General features: G+C 64.7%; 18 protein-coding genes. 13 read left to right on the top strand and 5 right to left on the bottom strand.

Annotation, left to right across the window (positions count from 1 at the left end):
- Positions 1-32: 32 nt before the first annotated feature.
- A complete protein-coding gene (locus QGV55_RS03285) occupies positions 33-833 on the bottom strand; it encodes a hypothetical protein (protein WP_281018291.1) in 801 nt (266 codons plus the stop codon).
- A 124-nt stretch (positions 834-957) separates the two neighbouring features.
- Positions 958-1,998: a nucleotidyltransferase family protein gene (locus tag QGV55_RS03280; protein ID WP_281018292.1), complete on the bottom strand. Its 1,041-nt coding sequence runs from the start codon at positions 1,996-1,998 to the stop codon at positions 958-960.
- Positions 1,999-2,188: 190 nt separating this feature from the next.
- Between QGV55_RS03280 and QGV55_RS03275 the strand changes: the two genes are divergently transcribed.
- The 3 genes from QGV55_RS03275 to QGV55_RS03265 all read left to right on the top strand — a co-directional run bounded on the left by QGV55_RS03275 (position 2,189) and on the right by QGV55_RS03265 (position 5,679).
- Positions 2,189-3,280 (top strand): hypothetical protein, encoded by a 1,092-nt coding sequence (locus QGV55_RS03275; RefSeq protein ID WP_281018293.1) that lies wholly within the window; start codon positions 2,189-2,191, stop codon positions 3,278-3,280.
- Between the two features lie 40 nt (positions 3,281-3,320).
- The gene (locus QGV55_RS03270) at positions 3,321-4,763 is read left to right on the top strand and encodes an outer membrane beta-barrel protein (protein WP_281018294.1); all 1,443 of its coding nucleotides are present in this window, start codon (positions 3,321-3,323) and stop codon (positions 4,761-4,763) included.
- 106 nt (positions 4,764-4,869) lie between these two features.
- Positions 4,870-5,679 carry a polysaccharide biosynthesis/export family protein gene (locus tag QGV55_RS03265; RefSeq protein ID WP_281018295.1) on the top strand — a complete coding sequence of 270 codons (810 nt, stop codon included), beginning with the start codon at positions 4,870-4,872 and terminating at the stop codon, positions 5,677-5,679.
- A 142-nt stretch (positions 5,680-5,821) separates the two neighbouring features.
- Here QGV55_RS03265 and argE read toward each other — a convergent pair whose 3' ends face one another.
- Positions 5,822-6,985, bottom strand: a complete 1,164-nt coding sequence (gene argE, locus QGV55_RS03260; RefSeq protein WP_281018296.1) for an acetylornithine deacetylase — start codon at positions 6,983-6,985, stop codon at positions 5,822-5,824.
- A 67-nt stretch (positions 6,986-7,052) separates the two neighbouring features.
- Here argE and QGV55_RS03255 point away from each other — a divergent pair, with 67 nt between their 5' ends.
- From QGV55_RS03255 to QGV55_RS03210, 10 genes are all read left to right on the top strand, one after another.
- Positions 7,053-7,727 (top strand): SOS response-associated peptidase, encoded by a 675-nt coding sequence (locus QGV55_RS03255; RefSeq protein WP_281018297.1) that lies wholly within the window; start codon positions 7,053-7,055, stop codon positions 7,725-7,727.
- Positions 7,728-7,763: 36 nt separating this feature from the next.
- Positions 7,764-9,626, top strand: a complete 1,863-nt coding sequence (gene dnaG / locus QGV55_RS03250; protein ID WP_281018298.1) for a DNA primase — start codon at positions 7,764-7,766, stop codon at positions 9,624-9,626.
- A gap of 98 nt (positions 9,627-9,724) precedes the next feature.
- Entirely contained in the window at positions 9,725-11,746 is a 2,022-nt protein-coding gene (gene rpoD / locus QGV55_RS03245; protein WP_281018299.1) for an RNA polymerase sigma factor RpoD, read from the top strand.
- A gap of 15 nt (positions 11,747-11,761) precedes the next feature.
- The gene (locus tag QGV55_RS03240; protein WP_281018300.1) at positions 11,762-13,051 is read left to right on the top strand and encodes an FAD-binding oxidoreductase; all 1,290 of its coding nucleotides are present in this window, start codon (positions 11,762-11,764) and stop codon (positions 13,049-13,051) included.
- 47 nt (positions 13,052-13,098) lie between these two features.
- Positions 13,099-13,893: an enoyl-CoA hydratase-related protein gene (locus tag QGV55_RS03235; RefSeq protein ID WP_281018301.1), complete on the top strand. Its 795-nt coding sequence runs from the start codon at positions 13,099-13,101 to the stop codon at positions 13,891-13,893.
- A gap of 14 nt (positions 13,894-13,907) precedes the next feature.
- The gene (locus QGV55_RS03230) at positions 13,908-14,855 is read left to right on the top strand and encodes a hydroxymethylglutaryl-CoA lyase (RefSeq protein WP_281018302.1); all 948 of its coding nucleotides are present in this window, start codon (positions 13,908-13,910) and stop codon (positions 14,853-14,855) included.
- Positions 14,856-14,895: 40 nt separating this feature from the next.
- A complete protein-coding gene (locus tag QGV55_RS03225) occupies positions 14,896-16,077 on the top strand; it encodes an acyl-CoA dehydrogenase family protein (RefSeq protein ID WP_348637656.1) in 1,182 nt (393 codons plus the stop codon).
- A gap of 110 nt (positions 16,078-16,187) precedes the next feature.
- The gene (locus tag QGV55_RS03220) at positions 16,188-16,646 is read left to right on the top strand and encodes a MaoC family dehydratase (RefSeq protein ID WP_281018304.1); all 459 of its coding nucleotides are present in this window, start codon (positions 16,188-16,190) and stop codon (positions 16,644-16,646) included.
- 13 nt (positions 16,647-16,659) lie between these two features.
- The gene (locus QGV55_RS03215; RefSeq protein ID WP_281018305.1) at positions 16,660-18,006 is read left to right on the top strand and encodes an MmgE/PrpD family protein; all 1,347 of its coding nucleotides are present in this window, start codon (positions 16,660-16,662) and stop codon (positions 18,004-18,006) included.
- 72 nt (positions 18,007-18,078) lie between these two features.
- On the top strand, positions 18,079-20,175 hold the full coding sequence (locus tag QGV55_RS03210; RefSeq protein WP_281018306.1) for an acetate--CoA ligase family protein: 2,097 nt from the start codon (positions 18,079-18,081) through the stop codon (positions 20,173-20,175).
- 82 nt (positions 20,176-20,257) lie between these two features.
- On the opposite strand, the gene QGV55_RS03205 is transcribed toward QGV55_RS03210, so the two are convergent.
- A complete protein-coding gene (locus tag QGV55_RS03205; protein WP_281018307.1) occupies positions 20,258-20,842 on the bottom strand; it encodes a DsbA family protein in 585 nt (194 codons plus the stop codon).
- Between the two features lie 5 nt (positions 20,843-20,847).
- Positions 20,848-21,528, bottom strand: coding sequence for a cupin domain-containing protein (locus tag QGV55_RS03200; RefSeq protein ID WP_281018308.1), 681 nt, complete (start codon positions 21,526-21,528; stop codon positions 20,848-20,850).
- Positions 21,529-21,545 lie beyond the last annotated feature (17 nt).

Genomic DNA, 21,545 nt, shown 5'->3' with positions numbered 1-21,545 from the left:
TCCAATTGATCATCGACGCGCGACTCCTAGCATCACTTGCCCTGGACCACGTCCTGCTTTCGCGTCAGCAGCCTGGGCGGACGCCGCTTTTCCGCGACGCTGAACAGGCTGAAGGTGCGTCCGACATAGTTCGTCACGCTGTTCAGCCCCTTCATGTAGTCCACCAGCCGCTGATCCTTCACGGCCTCCACCATCCGCACCGGACGGCGGGGGTCATCTGTCTCGAAACGCATGTAGAACCATGGCTCACCGCGCCTCAGCACCAGATCCTTCGACATGTCATGCCACTCGAACGCCCACATCATCGGCCGCGGCCAGATGTGGATCGGCAGACGGCCACCGATCATCAGGCCCGGCCAGTGCCGTCCGGTATAGCTGTTGAACGGCGGCATCTGGTTCATCCAGCAGACATCGTCGGCCACGAAGATATAGGGGGTGATGAACTGGATCACGGGCCGGTCGGGATGTCGCCATTCCTTGCGCGGCATCACGGCCACCATCTGCCCCAGATGCTTGGACCGGATCTGGCTGCGATCCCCCAGCGCGTTGATCAGCTGCGGCTTGCCCTGCTCGTCCAGCCTGATGCGCAGTTGCACGTCGATCGGTGCCACGACTTCGAACAGCCGCGCCTCGTAGTCGATCACCGCCGGGCAATAGGTCACCGACTTGGCGTGCGACGTCGTGGCGGCCTGGCGCTGCTGTGCGCGCGGGGCCTCCCAGATGAAACCGGCCTTTTCGGCATCGATGATGTAGCCGACATCGACCACCCGCCGCTCGGGCGGGCGCTGTCCCGGCGGGGCTGTGGGCTCCTCGGCTTTCAGATATTCGAACATGTGCCTCTCGTTTCGCTTCCCCTGCACCAAGCAAGAAACGTTCCCCGGATTCGGTGTGCGGACATTCCGATTCTGCGCGTCCACGGGTGGAGTGTCCAGCAGGCACACCTGCGCCTCTTTGCCGTTATCGCCCGGGCACGCCGGAATGGGGACGGATCAGGCCTGCAATCCGCCGTGCATCGCGCTGCAGGGCAACCGACGGTGCCGCCGCAAGCAGCCACTGCCGCGCCAGGCGCTCCCCGGTTCCGGGAACCCCTGACGGGGGAAACATGGTGCAGTGATCACGCACGACCCGTTCGAACAGCCGACCACCCACACGATCCACCGGCAGGTCGCGCGCAGCCCGTGAAACATCGGCACCCAGCCGTCCCAACAAGGCGACAAAGACCGAGAGCGGGCGCAGCATCCGCCCCTTGCGCGCGCGCTCCGCGATCTCCGGCCAGTCGATCCGGTCATCACGCTGAAACATCAGCAGGCCGTCGATCACGGTCTTTGCCGCGTCCGCCGTGAACAGGTCCCGTGCTGCGTGGCTGGCGGCCAGCATGAATGCATGTGTCGCCGACGGGATGCCCAGCCCCTCCGCGGTCTGCGCCGCCGCCAGCATGTCCGCCGTCGGCAGCGCCTTATCGAAGGGAGCCGCATCACCCGCCACATGCAGGTCGATATTGACCGCGCCATCGGGGGACAGCAGGGGCTGGAAACTGGCGTCGCTGACAAAGCCCCAGCGGCTGCGCGTCGGCGCGTCCGCAAACGCAAATCCGTGGGTTTCCAGCAGCCCGATCACGGCGCCAAGGTCTTCGCGGCGCACCAGCAGGTCCGCGTCGGAGATCCCGCGATCCTGCGGCGCGGCGTAGAGCCAGGCGCCGCTGGCCAGTCCCTTGATGGCCAGAACAGGCAATCCGGCGTCGGCAATCGCCCCGTACCATCGCCGACCGGCCGTATGCCTGAACCTGTTCAGCAATCGTGATTGCCGGACTGTTTCATCCGGCAGGTTCGCGCCCGGCAACACGGCCGCAACGGTCGCCGCGGTGACCCTGTCCGCCAATGCTGTCACCAGAACCCGATCAGGGTCTGAAACATCACCGGTCTGCGGCATGTCCCCGGCAATCCTGCGCCAGATTTCCAGGCCGTCTTCCACGCCGCGAGTCGCATCAGGTTCGGACATGTTGCCGGTCATCTGTCTCAAATCGGGACCAAAACAGGGAAAGAACATGTGTCGCCGGTCACGACAGTGCTTCTGACCGGCCCGCACAGCCTGTTGATGAAACGTTGGTATATAGTCATGTATGATCAACGATCAGATGCAAGGGCGGATTTGCCGTCTCTTGCGCGGTTCTTGCATATCAGGCGGTGTCATGAGGAAAACAGTCCAATTCTGCACCGCCTCCATCCTGGCACTGATGCTGGGCACGGGGGCGTTCGCCCAGTCGTCGACTGATGGCTCACGCGCGGAGGCCCTGGCCGGGGCCATCGCCGGTAGCGAGGACGGCCAGCGGGCCATCGAACGCTATCTGGACAGCGGCGGACTGCCGGAGGCTGCGGCGCAGCGTGCCGTGGCACTGATCCGGGAACTGCAGCGCAGTGACCTTGTGGCCGATCCGATCGTGCTGGCAGCCGCCGCCGACCGTGTTTCATCCGCCGCCAGCAGGTCCTTCATTTCCGCACGCATCTTCAAGGCGAAGGTGACCACTTCCTTCGAGCTTGGGGAGGGTCGCTACGGTTTCGACTTCGGCCCCCCCGATGCGAAGGTGACCAAGGGCTTCACCAAGGTGACCGCCCGCAGTGATTTCGTGAAGGGTCCGAAGCCTGCCGCCATGCGCCGCCCGGAGGGTGATGCGCTGCTGCGTGACGGTATCCGCAACCTGCGTGTCGTGCGTCTGCCCGTGCCTTCGGGCAAGTATCGCGTCTTCCTGATGACCGACGACATTGGTGTGCCGGAGGCCGTGACCAGCCCGTTCGGCGAGGCCATGAAGGTGAATGGACAGCGCGTGCGTGTGGCCGCCTCGACCCCCGAGACCTGGGCCGCCGAAACCTATCTTGCTGAACCCGGTGCCTATCTGCAGGACAGCGAACAGGCCGATGCGGTATCCCGGCGCGGCAATGCCCGCGGTGCCAGCTCCGGCGGTGTCGTGATGATGAATGCCGTGGTCGAGAACAATGAACTGGTGATCACCTTCGACGGGCGGGAGGGGCTCGAGACCTACCTGACCGGCGTGATCATCGAGCCGGAGGCCATGGAGGAGAGCATCTTCGCCCCCTCTGCCGAGGCCCGGCGGGTTCTGTTCACCGGGCAGGATCAGCTGCTGGAGGCGGAGAACCAGGTCAACCAGGCCGTGGCGCAGCTGCTGAACGACGTTGCCACGACCGCCAGACCGCAGGAACTGGCCGCGTTGCTGGACCAGCCGGAACCAGTTGTGGAACCGGCACTGGATGTCAGTCCAAACTAGAGACTGAACGAATCGGTTCGGCAGGGCAGGTATTTGGGTCGTGAGGCAGGGGAAGACAGGGATTCGCGCCGTTGCGTCGGCCACTGCGACAATCGCGCTGGCCCTTGCCGTGCTTCATGGCGCCACATCACCTGTCGCGGCGCAGGGCGCAACGGATACGGCGACCGAAGGTCAGGTGCGCCAGCAGATCATCCAGAACCCCATCATCCCCGCGATCTCTGACCCTGAGCCGAAGTTCACGACGGCCAAGCAGGATGCCATCCTCTCCCGACCCCGTCCCGAATACGACGAGATCGGGCTGGAGGCCGGCGGCCTGTTCTTCGATATCGAACATCTGGGCCGGGGTCAGCCGCTGGAAAGCTTCCTGCTGTTTCCCCAGGTCGATGTTGGCCTGACCTTCGACGACAACATCTTCGCGACCCAGAACGGCCGGGTGGCTGACTTCATCGGCTCCATCAAGCCGTCCCTCTCGCTCCGCTCCAACTGGGACAATCACGAGATCTTCGCGGAGGCGCATGGGCGTTTCACGCGCAACCTTTCCAACAGTCGGGAGAGTGTGCGTGAACATGGTTTTTCCACCGGCGGCAAGCTGGAGATTTCCGAGTTCGAGTTCATCCGCGCCTCTCTCGGCTTCGACCGCAAGACCACGGTTCGCGGCGATGTGCGTGAGGATGTTGGCGGCAATGAGCCCGGCGTCTTCTATCAGACTGGCCTGAACGCGACCTGGCAGTACCAGCGTGACAAGTTTCTCTGGCGCGCCAGGGGCGGCGTCACCCACAAGAACTTCGTCGATGTTCCGGCCGGTGTCGGCGAGATCGAGACGGACCAGAACGACCGTATCGAGTATGATGCCTCGGTCCGGCTGGGCTGGGAAGAATGGGAAGGCACCACCCTTTTCGTGCAGCCCGATGTCGGCTTCACCCGTTTCATCCAGAAGGTCGACAATACGGGTGTCGAACGCAACTTCGGCCGCTACGGCATCCTCGCCGGTTTCACCTATGACCTGACCGCCGTCACCTTTCTGGAAGGGGCGCTGGGCTTCGGGCTGGCCACGTTCGCCGACCCCAACAGCGATGATTTCTTCTTTGTCGATGCCAGCCTCGACTTTGTCTGGAACCCGCACGACAGCTGGACATTCAAGGCCGGATTCGAGCGCGACGTAACCGCGACCAACGCCGTGACCAACGTCAATGGTGTCAATGTTTCCGACGTGGCAACGATCTCGAACGAACTGAGCCTCGCCGCGCAGCTGGAAGTGACCTACGAGTTGCTGGCGGCAAATGAACTGGGCTTCCGCCGTTCGGAAACCGTTGCCGGCAACACCATCGACAATGTGCTGGCGAATGAGCTTTCGCTGCTCTGGCTGATGAACGAGAACATGCGGATGCGTGGCTTCTGGCAATTCACGCTGTTCAGTTCCAACGACGCCAATCGGGAATTCCTGCGCAACAGGCTTGGTGTGGTCCTGACCTTGCATTATTGAGGTTAACCAACCGCAACACAGCGGTTTTCCGTCGCCCAGAAGTGCAAAATCATAGCGGACACCAGGTATGAGACAGAATTCCATTCGACGTCTTGCAATCGGCATCATGGCCCTCGCAGCCGTCGCTGTCGTGACGCAGGGCTGTTCGGAACGCCGCTATGAACGCGTCACAAGCAGGGTGAGCGCCCCTGCGCCGGTGGTGCAGCAGGTGCAGCCGACGATTGTCGCGCCTGTCACACCTGCCGCCGAAGCCGTGCCGCCGGCACCTGACAATCGCCTGGTCCTGCAGAGCGAGCCGCAGGCCGTCGCACCTGCCGAGCAGAGCGTGCGCATTGTGCCGTCACAGAACCAGGGCGTCGTGATCCGGCCCACCGCCGTCGGACCGGCGGCCCTGGACGAGAACAAGCCGCCCATCAGTGTCGACGAACTGCCCAGCGATGTACCGCAGAAGCTGGAACAGTACCGCCTCGGCCCCGGCGACCGCATCCAGATCAAGGTCTTTGGCCAGGACGACATCTCGGGTGAGTTCGAGATCAGTGCGGCGGGCGAACTCTCGGTGCCTCTGATCGGACAGATCACGGCGGAGAACCTGACCCTCGGTGAACTCTCGGAAGTGCTGACCGTGGCGCTGGACACAAACTTCATCGTCGACCCGAAGGTCTCGATCGAGGTCACCAACTACCGCCCGTTCTTCATTCTGGGCCAGGTCGGCAAGCCCGGCTCCTACAAGTATCAGCCCGGTCTGAACGCCCGCATGGCCATCGCCATCGGCGGTGGCTATACCCGCCGCGCGCGGGAGGAGCCGATCACCATATTCCGCACCAACTCCGCGGGTGAACTGATCCGGTTCCGCGTTGACCAGAACGCCATCATCCTGCCCGGCGACACGGTCGAGGTGCACCGCCGCCTGTTCTGACGATTGGCCGCAGGCAAACCGGTCGACGCAGGGTTCCGAACTCCCCTTCCTCCTCGACGCGGGAAGGCCGGGATGGGGGTGAATCGGCGCAGCCGAGCAGCCGTGACCTCGCCATAGTTCAGGACCTGAAACAGGTTCCCGTTCAGCCGCGCCGCGCCCATTCGATCATGCGGGCAAAGAATTCCTCCGCCGCCGCAATCTGTTCCAGACCGACGAACTCGTCAGGCTTGTGGGCGTGGCCGATATCCCCCGGACCACAGACCACCGTCGGCACGCCGGCCCCCTGATAGTGGCCTGCCTCCGTCCCGAAGCTGACCTTCTGCGAGGCATTGGCCTGGGCGAAGGCCTTGGTCAGTGTCGTCGCCTCGGCATCTTCCGCGGTTTCCAGCCCTTCGAACCAGGAAATCTGCTCGAACGAGATACCGGTGCCCGGCTGGATCGCCTGCATCTCCTGCGTCAGCTTCGCCGCCTGCGCCTCGATCCGCCCGAAGATCTCCTGCGTGTCATCGGCAGGCAGGTTGCGGAACTCGAAATCGAAATGGCAGTCCTTCGGCACGATGTTCAGGGCCGTGCCGCCATGCACGACGCCGACATGGATCGAGGTATAGGGCGGATCGAAAGCCTCGTCGTAGGGACCATGGTCGCGCTTCTCCCGCGAGATCGCGCGGATCGCGGTGATCAGTTCGGCCGCGTACTCCACTGCATTGACCCCCTGATGCGTCAGGGAGGAATGGCATTCGAAGCCCTTGACCCGGGCGCGATAGCTCACCTTGCCCTTGTGGCCGGTGACGACGCCCATCATCGTCGGCTCGCCCACCACGCAGAGGCGGGGCTTCGGGTCCAGCCCGCGCAGCATCTCCGCCAGTTGCCGGCCGCCGAGACAGCCGACTTCCTCATCGTAGGAGATCGCCAGGTTCACCGGCACCTTCAGGTCCTGCGCCAGGAAGTCGTCAACATGGCTGAGGCAGATGGCGATGAAACCCTTCATGTCCGCCGTACCGCGCCCGAACAGCTTGCCGTCCCTCTCCACCATCGCGAAGGGGTCCGTGGACCAGTCCTGCCCGTCAACCGGCACCACATCGGAGTGGCCCGAAAGCATGATGCCCGGCACATCCTTCGGCCCGATGGTGGCCCAGAGGTTGGCCTTTTCCCCGCTCTCGTCGTGCAGCAACTGGCATTCGACGCCGCGCTGCGCCAGAAAATCGACGACCCAGTCGATCAGTTCCAGGTTGGAATAGCGGCTGGTGGTATCGAACGCGATCAGCCGGTCCAGTATCTCGAGGGTGCTCTTGCGTGGTGTTTTCATGGTTCACGCATGTACCATCCCCGGCGATGGGCAGCAATCAGCCGCGCGTGCGGGGGAGAGCGAAAACATGTGCGGACGCTACAGCCTGACCTCCCCGCTGGAGGCAATGCGCCAGACCTTCGGGATCCAGGGGCTGCCGAACCTGCCCGCCCGCTACAACATCGCACCGACCCAGACAGCCCCCGTGATCCGCCGTCACCCGGACGGACGCCTGCTGCTGCACGAGATCCAGTGGGGTCTCATCCCCTCCTGGGCGAAGGACGGCAGCGGCGGTGCGAAGCTGATCAATGCCCGCGCCGAGACGGTGGCGGAGAAGCCATCCTTTCGCGCTGCCTTCGCCCGGCGGCGCTGTCTGGTTCCGGCGGATGGGTTCTACGAATGGAAGAAGCCGGAGCCGAAGGTCCGGGAACCCTGGCGCATCATCATGCCGGACCAGCAGGTCTTCGCCTTCGCCGGCCTGTGGGAGCGCTGGCAGGACAGTGACGGCACGAAGATCGACACCTACACCATCATCACGACGGAGGCCGCGCCCGCCATCGTCGACATTCACCGTCGCATGCCGGTGATGCTGAACCCGGTGGACCATGCGCAATGGCTCGATCCGGATGCGGTGGCCGAGGATCTGCAGGCCCTGCTGAAGCCCAATCCGAACGTGCGGGGCTACAGGGTGTCATCGCGTGTCGGCAAGGTGCAGAATGACGATCCCGGTCTGATTGCGGAGATTGATGCAGACACGGATTGACTTGTCGCCCCCAGTTTCATTTGTACCGGTCCAGCCATGGCCTTTCCGAAAAGCTTCCTCGACGAGATCCGCAACCGCATCAACATGGTGGAGTTGGTGGGGCGGCGCGTGTCGTTGAAGAAGCGCGGGCGGGATCACTGGGGCTGCTGCCCGTTCCACAACGAGAAGAGTGCATCCTTCAAGGTGTCGGAAGATCGCGACGACTACCACTGCTTCGGCTGCGGCGCACATGGGTCGGCCTTCGACTTCGTGATGCATACGGAGGGACTGAGTTTCCCGGAGGCCGCCGAAAGGCTGGCCGAGACCGCCGGACTGGAAGTCCCGAAGATCGCGCCGGAACAGCGGGAGAAGGCAGATCATCTCTCCCGCCTGGCCGACGCCAACGAGGCCGCGGCGAAATGGTTCCAGGCCCAGTTGCGGGGCAGCGGAGGCGGAGAAGCCCAGGACTATCTGCGCCAGCGCGGCCTCGGCGATGCCGCGATCGAGGAGTTCCGGCTGGGGTACGCCCCCGACCGCAACGACGGACTGAAGGTGGCCCTGCTGGATCGCGGATTCACGGAGCGCGAACTGGTGGAGGCCGGACTGCTGGGCATGCCCGACGATGGCCGCGGCAGCTATGACCGGTTCCGCCACCGTCTGATGTTCCCCATCGGCGACCGCCGCAACCGGGTGATCGCCTTCGGCGGGCGCGCCCTGGGCGATGCACGGGCGAAATACCTCAACAGCCCCGAGTCACCGCTCTTCGACAAGGGCCGCAGTCTCTACAACCATGCCATGGCGCGGGAGGAAGCCCGATCCACCGGCACGGTGATCGTCGTCGAAGGCTACATGGATGTGATCGCGCTGGCGGAAGCAGGCTTTCGCAATACCGTGGCACCGCTCGGCACCGCCGTGACGGAGGATCAGATCGGCCTGCTCTGGCAGATGACGTCGGAGCCGATCATGTGCCTGGATGGCGATGCCGCCGGGCTGCGTGCCGCCCGGCGCGCCGCGGAACGCGCCCTGCCCCTGCTGAAACCCGGCAAGTCGCTGCGCTTTGCCTTGCTGGCGGAGGGTGTGGACCCTGACGACATGGTGCGCAACAACGGTCGCGAGGCCTTTGCGGCGCTGCTGGCCCGGACCACGCCCATGACCGCGATGCTCTGGCAGTCCCTGCTGGAGGAGCGGGAGATCGACACGCCGGAGCGGCGCGCGGCGCTGGAGAAGGACATCGACAGCCTGATCTTCTCCATCGCCGACGAGACGGTGCAGCGCCATTACCGCGACGATCTGAAGAACCGCATGCGAGAGGCGCTGCGCCCGCCTGCGCGCGCGCCCTACCAGGGCGGCCAGGGCAAGCCACCGCCCTGGGCGAAGGGCCGCGTCGCGGCGGAGGATGTGACCCGCCTGAAGGCCAGCATCGGCATGTCACCGCTGCGCACGCGAGAGGAGGCGATCGTCGCCGCCCTGCTGAAATGGCCGGTTCTGTGCAGCGACTTCGAGAACGAACTCGACGACCTGCAGCTTCAGAATTCCGATCTGGACACCTGCCTGATGCAGATCAGGGACGCAGTTTACAGGGACCCGGGACTTGACACAGAGGCTCTGTCACGCCACCTAAGCCGGTCAGGACTCGAACGGCTTGTGACCCGGATGAGTGCGCCCAGTGCGGCGCGTCTGGACTGGGCAGCGAAGCGAAATCCTCCTGCGGAGGCGATCCGACAGCTATTCGACGCCACGTTGCGTCGATACCGCGTAGAGGTGTTGCAGACGGACTATGAAGAAGCCGCGGCCCAGGCCCGGCGGGAAGTGACGGCAGAAGCTATCGAACGGATGGCGGCGCTCAGGCGCGCGCTTGATCGTGCGAAGGCAGAGGAACCGACGTCGGTCGGGATCGCAGGGGGTGGCGAACCGGCATGACGGCTTTCTCTGGCAGCAACGGGCTCCGATCCAGGGGAGCCCTGCGCGATCTCGAGGTTTCGGCGTTGGTGCAGGTCTGATTTCAGGACGGAAAACATATGGCGACCAAAGCAAACGAAAAAGAAGCAGCCGCGCGACCGGAACAGACGGACGGACCGTTGCTGGATCTTGCCCGGCAGGACATGAAGAAATTCGTCGCGAAGGCGAAGGAGCGTGGCTACGTCACCCATGACGAGCTGAACGCCGCGCTGCCGCAGGATCAGGTCTCCTCCGAGCAGATCGAGGATATAATGGCGATGCTGTCCGAAATGGGCATCAACGTGATCGAGAACGAGGAACAGGACCAGGAAGACAAGGACGGTGAGGAAGGCAAGCAACCCGCCACCACCTCCTCGTCCAGCACGTCATCCAGCGATGTGGAGCGCACCGACGACCCCGTGCGCATGTACCTGCGCGAGATGGGTTCGGTCGAACTGCTGTCGCGTGAGGGCGAGATCGCCATCGCCAAGCGCATCGAGGCCGGGCGCGAGAACATGATCGGTGGCCTGTGCGAGTCGCCGCTGACCATGCGTACGCTGATCGAATGGCGCGACGAGATCGTTGCCGAGAACATGCTGCTGCGTGACGTCATCGACCTGGAAAGCACCTACGGCAAGCCGGAGGGTCCGAGCGCCAACGACGACTCCGCCGATGACGAGGATGGTGAAGCCGGGACGAACGCCGATGCCACCGCGCGGAAAGCCAATGGCGAGGACAGGACCGACGGCCAGAAGGCTGCTGGCGGCAAGGCCGATGGCGAGAAGTCTTCCGACGACAGTTCGTCCGACGATGACGATGATGATTTCGACGATACCTCGCTGTCGCTCGCCGCGATGGAAGCGGCGCTGAAGCCGAGGATGCTGGAGACCTTCGACGAGATCGCCAAGCTGTTCAAGCGGATCGAGCGCGCACAGGACAAGCGCGTCAGCAGTGCGCTGGACGGTGGCGAGGTCTCGACCTCCGCCGAACGCCGTTTCCAGAAGATCCAGGCGGAAATGGTCGAGCACATGAAGGCCATCCGCTTCTCCAACGCCCGCATCGAGATGCTGGTCGGCGACCACTATGCCATCAACAAGAAGCTGATGGCGGCCGACGGCAAGCTGCTGCGCCTGGCGGAGAAGCATCGCGTGGACCGCCAGTCCTTCCTGGACCATCACTTCGGTCACGAACTTGATCAGGACTGGCTGGAGAATGTGGCCAAGCTGGACAAGAAGTGGGCCGCCTTCGCCTCCAACGAATTCGAGAAGGTGGAGGCCATTCGCGACGACTACAAGCAGATCGCCACGCTGGTCGGCCTGCCCATCGACGACCTGCGCCGCATCGTCTCCACCATCCAGCGCGGCGAACGCGACGCCCGCCGCGCCAAGAAGGAGATGGTGGAGGCCAACCTGCGCCTCGTCATCTCCATCGCCAAGAAGTACACCAACCGCGGCCTGCAGTTCCTTGACCTGATCCAGGAAGGCAACATCGGCCTGATGAAGGCGGTGGACAAGTTCGAGTATCGTCGTGGCTACAAGTTCTCCACCTATGCGACCTGGTGGATCCGGCAGGCGATCACCCGCTCCATCGCCGACCAGGCGCGGACGATCCGTATTCCGGTGCACATGATCGAGACGATCAACAAGCTGGTGCGCACGGGCCGCCAGATGCTGCACGAGATCGGACGCGAGCCGACCCCGGAGGAACTGGCCGAGAAGCTGGGCATGCCGCTGGAGAAGGTTCGCAAGGTGATGAAAATCGCCAAGGAACCGATCAGTCTGGAAACGCCCATCGGCGACGAGGAAGACAGCCACCTTGGCGACTTCATCGAGGACAAGAACGCTGTCCTGCCGATCGAGAGCGCGATCCACTCCAACCTGCGCGAGACCACGACACGGGTTCTGGCCAGCCTCACCCCGCGTGAGGAACGTGTGCTGCGCATGCGTTTCGGCATCGGCATGAACACCGATCACACGCTGGAGGAAGTCGGCCAGCAGTTCTCCGTCACCCGCGAGCGTATCCGCCAGATCGAGGCCAAGGCGCTGCGCAAGCTGAAGCACCCGTCTCGCAGCCGCAAGCTGCGGAGCTTCCTCGACAACTGATCCGGGTCCCGTCCCTTGCAGACACTGCCTGACCGCGCCGATGTCGTGATTGTCGGCGCGGGGATCGCCGGGACCGCGAGCGCCTGGTACCTGGCGCAGCGCGGCCTGTCGGTGGTGGTCTGCGAGAAGGGGCGCGTGGCGGGGGAGCAATCCTCCCGCAACTGGGGCTTCGTCCGCCAGCAGGGCCGTGACCCCGCCGAAATTCCGCTGATGATGGAATCCAACCGCATCTGGCGCACGCTGGAGCGGGATCTGAACGCCGATCTGGAATGGACGGTCGGCGGCAATTTCGTCTGCTTCCAGTCAGAGGAAGACCGCGCGACCTTCACGCGCTGGCGTGGCATCGCGGCGCAGCATGGCCTGCATTCCCGTATTGTCGAACCGTCCGAGATGCAGCAGATCGTGCCGGACAGCCAGCTTGGCAGACTGGGGGGCATCTACACCGAAAGCGATGGCCATGCGGAACCGGCCAAGGTCACCGTGGCGCTGCAACGCGCGGCGGAGGGCCGGGGTGCCACGTTCCTGACAGACTGCGCCGTCCTTGGCGTGGAGACCGCCGGCGGCAGCGTCTCGGGCGTCGAGACCGAACACGGGATGATCCGCGCGAAGACGGTCGTTCTGGCCTGCGGGGCCTGGACCAGCCGGATGCTGGCGCATCTGGGGCTGAAATTCCCACAGGTCTGGATCACCGGCTCCGTTGCCCGCACCACGGCGGCGCCACCCATCTCGAATGCGGCCACATGGGCCGGAGTCGCCTTCCGCCAGCGCCGTGACGGCACCCTGAACATCGCCACCCGATCCGCCGATCACGATCTGACCGTCGAGAGCCTGCTGTTTGGCCGGGTGTTCCTCGACGACTACCGCAAGCATGGGCGCGATCTGCGGCTGCGCTTCGGGCGGGCCAGTCTCGCCCTCGCCCTCGGTCGCTATTCGAAGGCGGCCCTGCGCCGGGAACTCACCCGCTACCGCACCCTCGACCCGGCCCCGAACCACCGGCAGCTCGACGATGTCCTGGCCCGTCTGAAACAGGCGATCCCGGCAACCGCCGACGTCACGCTGAGCAAGACCTGGGCCGGATATATCGACATGACACCGGACATGCTGCCGGTCCTGGACCATCTGGACCAGCCGTCGGGGCTGGTGGTGGCCAGCGGCTTCTCCGGCCACGGTTTCGGCATGGGACCGATTGTCGGGCGGCTGGTTTCGGAGATCATCGCCGACGGCAAGCCGTCGCTGGACCTGCATGCCTTCCGTTTCAGCCGCTTTGCGGAGGATGGCCCCCTGACCTCCGATACCGTCATTTGACGGCAGCGGACGGCTTCCCGTAACCTTCTCCCCCGGGGAGAGAATTCATGAATGAGACGTTCGAGACCGTGGTGCTGGAGCGGCCATCGCCGCATGTGCTGGTGGTGCGCCTGAACCGCCCCGAAGCCCGCAATGCGATGAACACGCAGATGGGTCACGACCTGAAGGCCATCTGGCAGCAGATGTATGTCGATCCCGGCGATACCCGGTGCATCGTTCTGACCGGAACGGGTGACAAGGCCTTCTGTGCCGGCGGGGATCTGAAGCAGCGCAACAACATGACCGACGCCCAGTGGCAGCAGCAGCATGCGCTGTTCGAACAGGGCACGCTGGCGCTGATGGACTGTCCGGTTCCGGTGATCGCTGCCGTCAATGGCGCGGCGTTCGGCGGCGGCTGCGAGTTCGTCTGTGCCGCGGATTTCGCCTATGGCTCGACCAATGCCCGCTTTGCCCTGACGGAAGTCTCGCTGGGCATCATGCCAGGCGCCATGGGCACACAGAACCTGCCCCGTGCGGTGGGCATTCGCCGCGCCAAGGAGATCATCCTGACCGCCAGCCCCTTCACGGCGGAGGAGGCTCTGGCCTGGGGCCTGCTGAACAAGGTCTGCGCGCCGGAGGATCTCATGGCGACCGCGCTGGAGACGGCGGAGCGCATCGCGGGCAATGCCCCGATCTCCACCCGGCAGGCGAAGAAGTCGATCTCCATGTCCACGCAGGTGGGGTACCATACGGGCTACATGTACGAGATCGAGGCCTACAACCGCATGGTCCCGACCGAGGACAGGCTGGAAGGCGTGCGGGCGTTCAACGAGAAGCGCCGCGCCGACTTCAAGGGCCGGTGAAAGGGAGAAGTATGATGGAACGCGATGTCATCCTGCGTGAGGTTGGTCTGCGGGACGGGCTTCAGATGGTGAAGTCCCAGTTCCCGACGGAGGCAAAGAAACAGTGGATCAGTGCCGCGGTCGCGGCAGGGATGCCTGAGATCGAGGTCTGTTCGTTCGTGCCGCCGCACGTGGTGCCGCAGTTCAGCGATCATGCCGAGGTCGTGGCGCACGCCCGGACCCTGGCAGACCTGACCGTCTCCGCCCTGGTGCCCAATGCGAAGGGTGCGGAGCGGGGCTTCCAGTTGGGCGTCGACAAGCTGAACTTCGTCCTCTCGGCCTCCGAGACCCACAATCAGAAGAACGTCCGCTGTTCGACGGAACAGTCGCTGGAACGCTTCGAGCAGGTGATGGAGGTGAAACGCTCCAATCCCGACTATGCGAAGACCAGCGTCGGTGGCGGCGTCTCAACGGCGCTTGGCTGCACCATGGAAGGCCCGATCGAACCCTCCCGCGTGATGTGGCTGATCGAGGAATATCTGAAACGGGGCGCGGACGAGGTCGGCATTGCCGACACCGTGGGCTATGCCAACCCGGCACAGGTCAAGGCCGTGTTTCAGGAGGCGATCCGCAACTTCGGCGACGACACGACCATCGTCGCCCATTTCCACGACACCCGTGGCCTCGGCCTCGCCAACGCGCTTGCCGCGCTCGATGCCGGGTGTCGGGTGTTCGATGCCTCGCTGGCCGGTCTCGGCGGCTGCCCCTTTGCGCCGCTCGCCACCGGCAATGTGGTGATGGAGGATCTGGTGTTCATGCTGGAGGCGATGGGCATGCGCACCGGCATCGATCTGGATGCACTGGTGGCGATCCGCGATCTGCTGACCACCAACCTGCCCGATGAACCGCTGCACGGCATGATCGCGAAGGCCAGCGTGCCGAAGGGCTTCGTCCCCGCCTCCGCCGCCCTCGCCGCCGAGTGAACACCAGACGGGAAACCCTGCCATGAATGCCGATACGACAATGAATGCGTCCACCGCCGTTTCCATGGAGCTGGGGGAGGACTGGCGCGACATCCGTGATCAGGTGCGCCGTATCTGCGAGGGATTTCCCGGCAGCTACTGGCAGGATCTGGACGAGAAATCGCTCTACCCGGATGCCTTCGTCGAGGCGCTGACCAAGTCGGGCTATCTGGGGGCGCTGATCCCGGAGGAATACGGCGGGTCCGGCCTGCCGGTGCGCGCGGCCTCCGTGATCCTGGAGACCATCCATGCTTCGGGCTGCTCCGCCGCCGCCTGTCACGCACAGATGTACATCATGGGCACGCTGCTGCGGCATGGATCGGAGGAGCAGAAGCAGAAGTACCTGCCGAAGATCGCGACCGGTGAACTGCGCCTGCAGGCCTTTGGCGTGACGGAACCGACCACCGGATCGGACACGACCCAGTTGAAGACCCGAGCGGTACGCGACGGCGACAGCTATGTGGTCAACGGCCAGAAGATCTGGACCAGCCGCGCGCTGCAGTCCGACCTGATGCTGCTGCTGGCCCGGACCACGCCTGCCGATCAGGTGCAGAAGCGGACCCAGGGCCTGTCCGTCTTCCTGGTCGACCTGCGGGAAGTGAAGGGCAACGGCTGCGAGATCCGCCCCATCCCGACCATGGTGAACCACAACACCAACGAGGTCTTCTTCGACAACATGCGCATCCCCGCCGACAGCCTGATCGGCGAGGAAGGTCGCGGCTTCAAGTACATCCTGGACGGGATGAATGCCGAACGCGTGCTGGTGGCATCGGAAGCCATCGGTGACGGCAAGTATTTCACGGAGAAGTCCGTGGCCTACGCCAATGACCGCTCCGTCTTCGGGCGCGCCATCGGCCAGAACCAGGCCATCCAGCACCCCATCGCGCGGGCCTATGGCGAACTGCAGGCGGCGGAACTGATGGTCCGGCAGGCGGCGGCACTGTTCGACGCGGGTCAGGAATGCGGTGAGGCCGCCAACCTGGCCAAGCTGCTGGCGTCGGAGGCGGCGTGGAAGGCGGCGGATACCTGCATGCAGACCCACGGCGGTTTCTCCTTCGCCCGGGATTTCCAGATCGAGCGGAAGTGGCGGGAGTGCCGCCTGTTCCAGATCGCCCCGATCTCGTCCAACATGATCCTGAACTTCGTCGCGCAGAACGTGCTCGGTCTGCCGCGATCCTATTGAGGGGGGCTGGACAACCCTGCACTATTGGCATGTCGGGCGGGGGCGGTTCGCCCCATACTGCTGCCGACCAACAAACGCAAAGAAACGCATAATTCCGGGAGGATCGAGAAATGCTGAGTGTGGAAACCCCGCAGGACCTGAAGAACCATGTCGGCGCCGATTGCGGCGTGTCGGATTGGGTGACCATTGATCAGGCGATGATCAACAAGTTTGCCGATGCGACCGGCGATCATCAGTGGATCCATGTCGATGTGGAACGCGCCAGGAAGGAAATGCCGAACGGCCAGACCATCGCTCATGGTTTCCTGACCCTGTCGCTGGTGCCGCTGCTGTCGGCCCAGACCCTGACGGTCGAGAAGCGCAGCAGGGGCATCAACTACGGCTCCAACAAGGTGCGTTTCACAAACATGGTGCCCGCCGGCAGCCGTGTCCGCCTGCGCCAGAAGATCAAGGAAGTGAACGATGTTTCCGGCAATGGCGTGCAGGTGATCTCCGAGATGTCGATGGAGATCGAAGGCCAGGAACGCCCGGCGATGGTGGCGGAATTCATCAGCCTTTCCTTCGCCTGACCGGGTCCCAGCAATGACCGGCACACAGGTGACGGCAGCTCTGGCGGCGCGGGCCGCCGGGCTGCACCTCGACGATATCGACGATGACGCGCGCGCGGTTGCCCGGCAGTGCCTGCTGGACTGGTTCGCCGTGACCATCGCCGGGGCGGATGAGCCCTGTGTGGCGCTGCTGACGGCGGAGGCGGAGGAGCAGGGCGGCAACCCGCAATCGACCCTGATCGGTCACGGACTGCGGCTGTCGACGCGGCAGGCCGCGCTGGTCAACGGCACCGCAAGTCATGCCCACGACTATGACGATGTGAACATGACCCTTTCCGGCCATGCGACCGTTGCCGTGGCGGGGGGACTGCTGGCGCTGGCCGAGAAGCTGGATGCCTCGGGCGAGGATGTGCTGACTGCCTTCGTTGCCGGGTACGAGACCGCCTGTCGCGTCGGGGCGCTGGTGATGCCGGGACATTATGCGATGGGGTTCCACTCCACCGCGACGGCGGGAACCTTCGGGGCGGCGGCGGCCTGCGGTCGCCTGCTGGGGCTGGATGCGGACCAGATGGCCCGCGCCTTCGGCATTGCCGGAACCATGGCCGCCGGGCTGAAGAGCCAGTTCGGCACCGACTGCAAGCCGTTCCACGCTGGCCGGGCGACGGAGGCCGGTCTGATGGCCGCCACCATGGCCGCGCGCGGCTTCACGTCCCGCAGTGACATTCTGGATTGCGAGCAGGGCTTCGCCGCGACCCATTCGAAGCACTTCAATCCGGAGGCAGCGGTGGGTGACGCACCGGGTGGCGGCTTCCATGTCCGCAACAACCTGTTCAAGTATCACGCGGCCTGCTACCTGACCCACGCCGCCATCGAGAGTGGCCGTCAGATCCGGGCCGAACACGCCCCTGCCGCGGACGAGATCGCCGCCGTCTCCATCCAGGTGGAAAAGGGCGCGGACCGTGTCTGCAACATCGCGGAACCCGCAACGGGGCTGGAGACCAAGTTCTCGCTGCGCATGACCACGGCCTTCGCGCTGGCCGGTATCGATACGGCGGGCATGGTCAACTACACGGCGGCGAATGCCACCGACCCGCGCCTGACGGCGCTTCGGGACCGGGTGCAGGTCGATCTGACCAGCGGCATCTCCGCCACCTTCTCCGACGTGACGGTGACCCTGAAGGATGGCACACGGCTGCAGGCAAGCCACGACAGCGGCATTCCCGCCGCCGACGTGAGCATGCAGGGACAGCGCATCGGGGCCAAGTTCGATGCCCTGGCCAAGCCGGTGATCGGTGACAATCGCGCCGGTGCACTGCGCGCGGCGCTGGAGAACATCGAGACGGCCCCCTCCATCGCCGAGATCATGCAGATCGCCGCCTGATCGTCGCCCGCGTTCCACGTCTATGGATAACGGCACCATGAGTGTCGCTATCGCCCCAACGAGAGATACCGCATGTCCAAGCAGCCCCGCGACCTGACCGCCCTGGTCGATCCGAAGTCCATTGCCGTCATCGGCGCGTCAAATGATCCCTACAAGTTCGGCGGTCGCCCGATCCGCTACATGCGGGAGGCGAAGTTCGCGGGACCGATCTATCCGATCCATCCGCGCGAGACGGAGATCCAGGGCCTGAAGGCCTATTCGGATATCCGCGAGGTGGGACAGCCCATCGACATGGCGATCATCACCATCCCTGCCCCCGGCGTTGCCGACGTGGTCGATGCCTGTGCGGAGGCGGGCGTGAAGTCCTGTGTCATCTTCTCGTCAGGCTTCTCGGAGGTCGGCGGGGAAGCGCATGAGTGGCAGGAGCGGATATCCGCGACCGCCGCCCGCTCGGGCCTGCTGGTACTCGGCCCCAACTGTCTCGGCACCCTGACGCCGCAGGGTTGGGCCATCGGCACCTTCAGCACCATGTTCGACCATGGCTGGCCGGTTCCCGGACACCTGACCATCATGACCCAGTCCGGCGCTGTCGGCGGCCATATCCTGGTCGCAGCGCGTGAGCGCGGACTCGGCATCCGCACCTGGGTGGCAACCGGCAACGAATCCGACGTCGATGTGGCTGACTGCATCGCCTTCGGTGCGACCGACCCGGAAACGAAGGTCATCGCCGCCTACATGGAGGGCTGCAAGAATCCGGAGCGGCTGATCGCGGCGCTGAAGATGGCGCGCGATGCAGGCAAGCCGGTGATCTGCATGAAGGTGGGATCGTCAGAGGTGGGCGCCGCCGCCGCCGCGACGCACACGGCCTCGCTGGCCGGCGCGGATGCCGTTTTCGATGCGGTCTTCCGCCAGTATGGCGTCTATCGCGCCTACAGCCTGGACGAGATGATGGATGTCGCCGGTGCGGCACTGGTCAGTCCGTTGCCGAAGGGCCGCAGGCTGGGGATCGTCACCGTCTCCGGCGGTGCCGGAGTGATGGCCGCAGACGCGGCCGCCGATCTGGGCCTCGAAGTGCCGGAACTGCCCGCCATCGCTCAGAAGGCGGTGAAGGATGCCCTGCCCTATGCCGCCGCGCGCAATCCGGTGGATGTCACCGCCACCGCGACCAACGACTTCCACCTGTTGCAGCAGGGTCTGGAGGCCATGCTGGACCATGGCAATGTGGACATGACGGTGATCTTCCTCTCCACCGTCGGCTTCAGCCCGCGCATCATGGAGGGGCTGAAGGACATCTTCCCCGCCATCCGCCGGAAGTACCCCGATGCCATCATGGCCGTGTCCATGATGTGCACCCCGGAGAACCGCCGCAAGTTTGAGGACGACGGCTATCTGGTGATCGAGGATCTGAACGATGCCGTGCATATCCTGGCGGCGCTGGCGCGCATCCGCGAGAGCCTGGAACGGCCGAACAGCGCCGATGGCCTGGACGCACCGGGTGTGCTGTCGCACATCCCGACCGGCGCGCTGAACGAGGCGGAGGCTGCCGGTCTGCTGTCGGAGTCCGGGCTGCAGTTCCCGAGCATTCATGTCGCCACCAATGCGTCCGAGGCAGAGGCCGCCGCGCGCAAGATCGGCGGACCGGTGGCGATGAAGGTGCTTTCGGGCGCCATCCAGCACAAGAGCGACATCGGCGGTGTCCGTCTGAATGTCACCGCCGACAAGGCGGCAGAGGCCTACGCCGGGATCATGAGTTCCGTCGGCAACCACGAACCCAACACACCGCTGGACGGAGTTCTGGTCGCGCCAATGGCTCCGAAGGGCGTCGAGACCATCATCGGTGTACAGAACGACCCGGTCTTCGGCCCCGTGGTGATGTTCGGTCTGGGCGGCGTGTTCGTCGAGGTGCTGAAGGATGTGACCTTCCGGGTCGCCCCGTTCAACGAGGCGGAGGCCCACCGGATGATCCGCGAGCTGAAGGGACTGCCGCTGCTGCAGGGCGCGCGTGGTGCCGAACCGGCCGATCTCGACGATCTGGCCCGGACCCTGTCGAAGGTTTCGGTCTATGCTGCGGCGCAGGGCGACCAGTTCACCTCCATCGACATCAACCCCTATGTGGCGCTGCCAAAGGGCGGCGTTGCACTGGATGCGGTGATCGTACCCAAGGCGTAGATATTGCGCCGGGAACAGGCTGCCGAGGGGGCAGGAGCATCGGGCTGTTCCGATCCGGCTGCGTGAACTCTGCCTGAGCCGTTCAGCGCGCCTGCTCGAGACGTTCGGCGACCAGATTCAGGCGGTCGCCGCCCCAGAACAGCTCACCGTCCAGAGTGATGCTCGGCACGCCGAACACGCCGGCGGCTTCGGCTCCGGCGCGCTGCCCGTCATGCAGCTTGCCGCCCTCGCCCTCGTACCACGCCGCGAACTCCGTGGTGTCGGCACCGATCTGTTTCAGCAGCGCCTCGATCACTTCCGGGTCGCTGGTTTCCAGATCGCGCTGGAAGAACCGCCTGAAGGCCGTACCGAGGTAGGGCCGGATCAGGCCCTGACGGTCGGCATAGGACATGCCGATCCCGGCGGGGCGTGAATCGAAGATCTTCTTTGGCCCGTAAAGCGTCAGCCCCTGACGGTTGGCCAGTCGGCGACAGTCCATGTAGGCGTATTTCACCTTGCGCCAGTTGTGCTCTGTCCGGACATCGACCGCGTCCAGATAGGTATCGATATGTAGGGTCAGATGACGCCAGATGAAAGGCTTGCCCCAGGCATCCTCCAGCCGACAGGTCTCGGCGTAGGCGAGAAAGGCATAGGGGCTCTTCACATCCGTGTAGCAGACGACTTCCATGATGCTCAGGCTGCCTCCTGCTTCGGCAAATGACCGGTCTTCACATAGAGCAGGCAACCGCCGTCCGACCTCGGCGCATGGTCCGTACCGTCCGCAAGACGGAACCAGGTTCCGGCCGGGTAGCTGCCGTTTTCATCCGCAATCTCGCCTTCGATGACGAAGACTTCCTCCCCGCCGTCATGGACATGATGCGGCACCGTGGTGCCGGGGGCGAGGCGGGAGAGGTAGATCGTCTCCGGGTAGCCAGGCTCGTCGAAGACCGTGAAACGCTGCCGCCCCGGTCCGGTCTCGTGCCAGCCGTCGGCATCCGTCGTATCCACGCGGCGGGTAGGCCGTTCCTCACCCGGATACTGGCAGAGCTTCACCAGCAGGGTGCAGCCGGTCTCGGTCTGCGGCTGGTGTCGTGACCCGGTCGGCAGCAGCGTGAAACTTCCCTTCGGGTAGCTGCCGAACTCGTCCGCGAAGACACCGTCCAGAACCAGCACCTCCTCCCCCAGCGGATGATCGTGCATCGGGAACCCGCAACCGGGATCGAACCGGACGATGGAGGTGACCATCCCCTTCTCCGTGTCGCCGACCAGTTCCAGGCGCTTGCGCCAGACACCCGGGGCCGGGCTGGCCTGCCACTCCAGGGCATTCGTGTCGACAACGGCGCTCTTGCGCCGGTCACCATGCAGGTCACTCATGTCCGTCACTGCCTTTC

Origin of the sequence: Minwuia sp. IMCC3009, from assembly GCF_029909415.1 — a bacterium.
In the GTDB taxonomy this organism is placed as follows: domain Bacteria; phylum Pseudomonadota; class Alphaproteobacteria; order Minwuiales; family Minwuiaceae; genus Minwuia.
Note: the sequence above shows the minus strand (reverse complement) of the source record. Positions and strands in the feature narration are given on the sequence as shown.

Excerpts from the sequence above, each read along its gene's own strand:
- QGV55_RS03285 (WP_281018291.1), bottom strand. The coding sequence starts at position 833 with ATGTTCGAATATCTGAAAGCCGAGGAGCCCACAGCCCCGCCGGGACAG.
- QGV55_RS03280 (WP_281018292.1), bottom strand. The coding sequence starts at position 1,998 with ATGTCCGAACCTGATGCGACTCGCGGCGTGGAAGACGGCCTGGAAATC.
- QGV55_RS03275 (WP_281018293.1), top strand. The coding sequence starts at position 2,189 with ATGAGGAAAACAGTCCAATTCTGCACCGCCTCCATCCTGGCACTGATG.
- QGV55_RS03265 (WP_281018295.1), top strand. The coding sequence starts at position 4,870 with ATGGCCCTCGCAGCCGTCGCTGTCGTGACGCAGGGCTGTTCGGAACGC.
- argE (WP_281018296.1), bottom strand. The coding sequence starts at position 6,985 with ATGAAAACACCACGCAAGAGCACCCTCGAGATACTGGACCGGCTGATC.
- QGV55_RS03255 (WP_281018297.1), top strand. The coding sequence starts at position 7,053 with ATGTGCGGACGCTACAGCCTGACCTCCCCGCTGGAGGCAATGCGCCAG.
- dnaG (WP_281018298.1), top strand. The coding sequence starts at position 7,764 with ATGGCCTTTCCGAAAAGCTTCCTCGACGAGATCCGCAACCGCATCAAC.
- rpoD (WP_281018299.1), top strand. The coding sequence starts at position 9,725 with ATGGCGACCAAAGCAAACGAAAAAGAAGCAGCCGCGCGACCGGAACAG.
- QGV55_RS03235 (WP_281018301.1), top strand. The coding sequence starts at position 13,099 with ATGAATGAGACGTTCGAGACCGTGGTGCTGGAGCGGCCATCGCCGCAT.
- QGV55_RS03230 (WP_281018302.1), top strand. The coding sequence starts at position 13,908 with ATGGAACGCGATGTCATCCTGCGTGAGGTTGGTCTGCGGGACGGGCTT.
- QGV55_RS03225 (WP_348637656.1), top strand. The coding sequence starts at position 14,896 with ATGAATGCGTCCACCGCCGTTTCCATGGAGCTGGGGGAGGACTGGCGC.
- QGV55_RS03220 (WP_281018304.1), top strand. The coding sequence starts at position 16,188 with ATGCTGAGTGTGGAAACCCCGCAGGACCTGAAGAACCATGTCGGCGCC.
- QGV55_RS03215 (WP_281018305.1), top strand. The coding sequence starts at position 16,660 with ATGACCGGCACACAGGTGACGGCAGCTCTGGCGGCGCGGGCCGCCGGG.
- QGV55_RS03210 (WP_281018306.1), top strand. The coding sequence starts at position 18,079 with ATGTCCAAGCAGCCCCGCGACCTGACCGCCCTGGTCGATCCGAAGTCC.
- QGV55_RS03205 (WP_281018307.1), bottom strand. The coding sequence starts at position 20,842 with ATGGAAGTCGTCTGCTACACGGATGTGAAGAGCCCCTATGCCTTTCTC.
- QGV55_RS03200 (WP_281018308.1), bottom strand. The coding sequence starts at position 21,528 with ATGAGTGACCTGCATGGTGACCGGCGCAAGAGCGCCGTTGTCGACACG.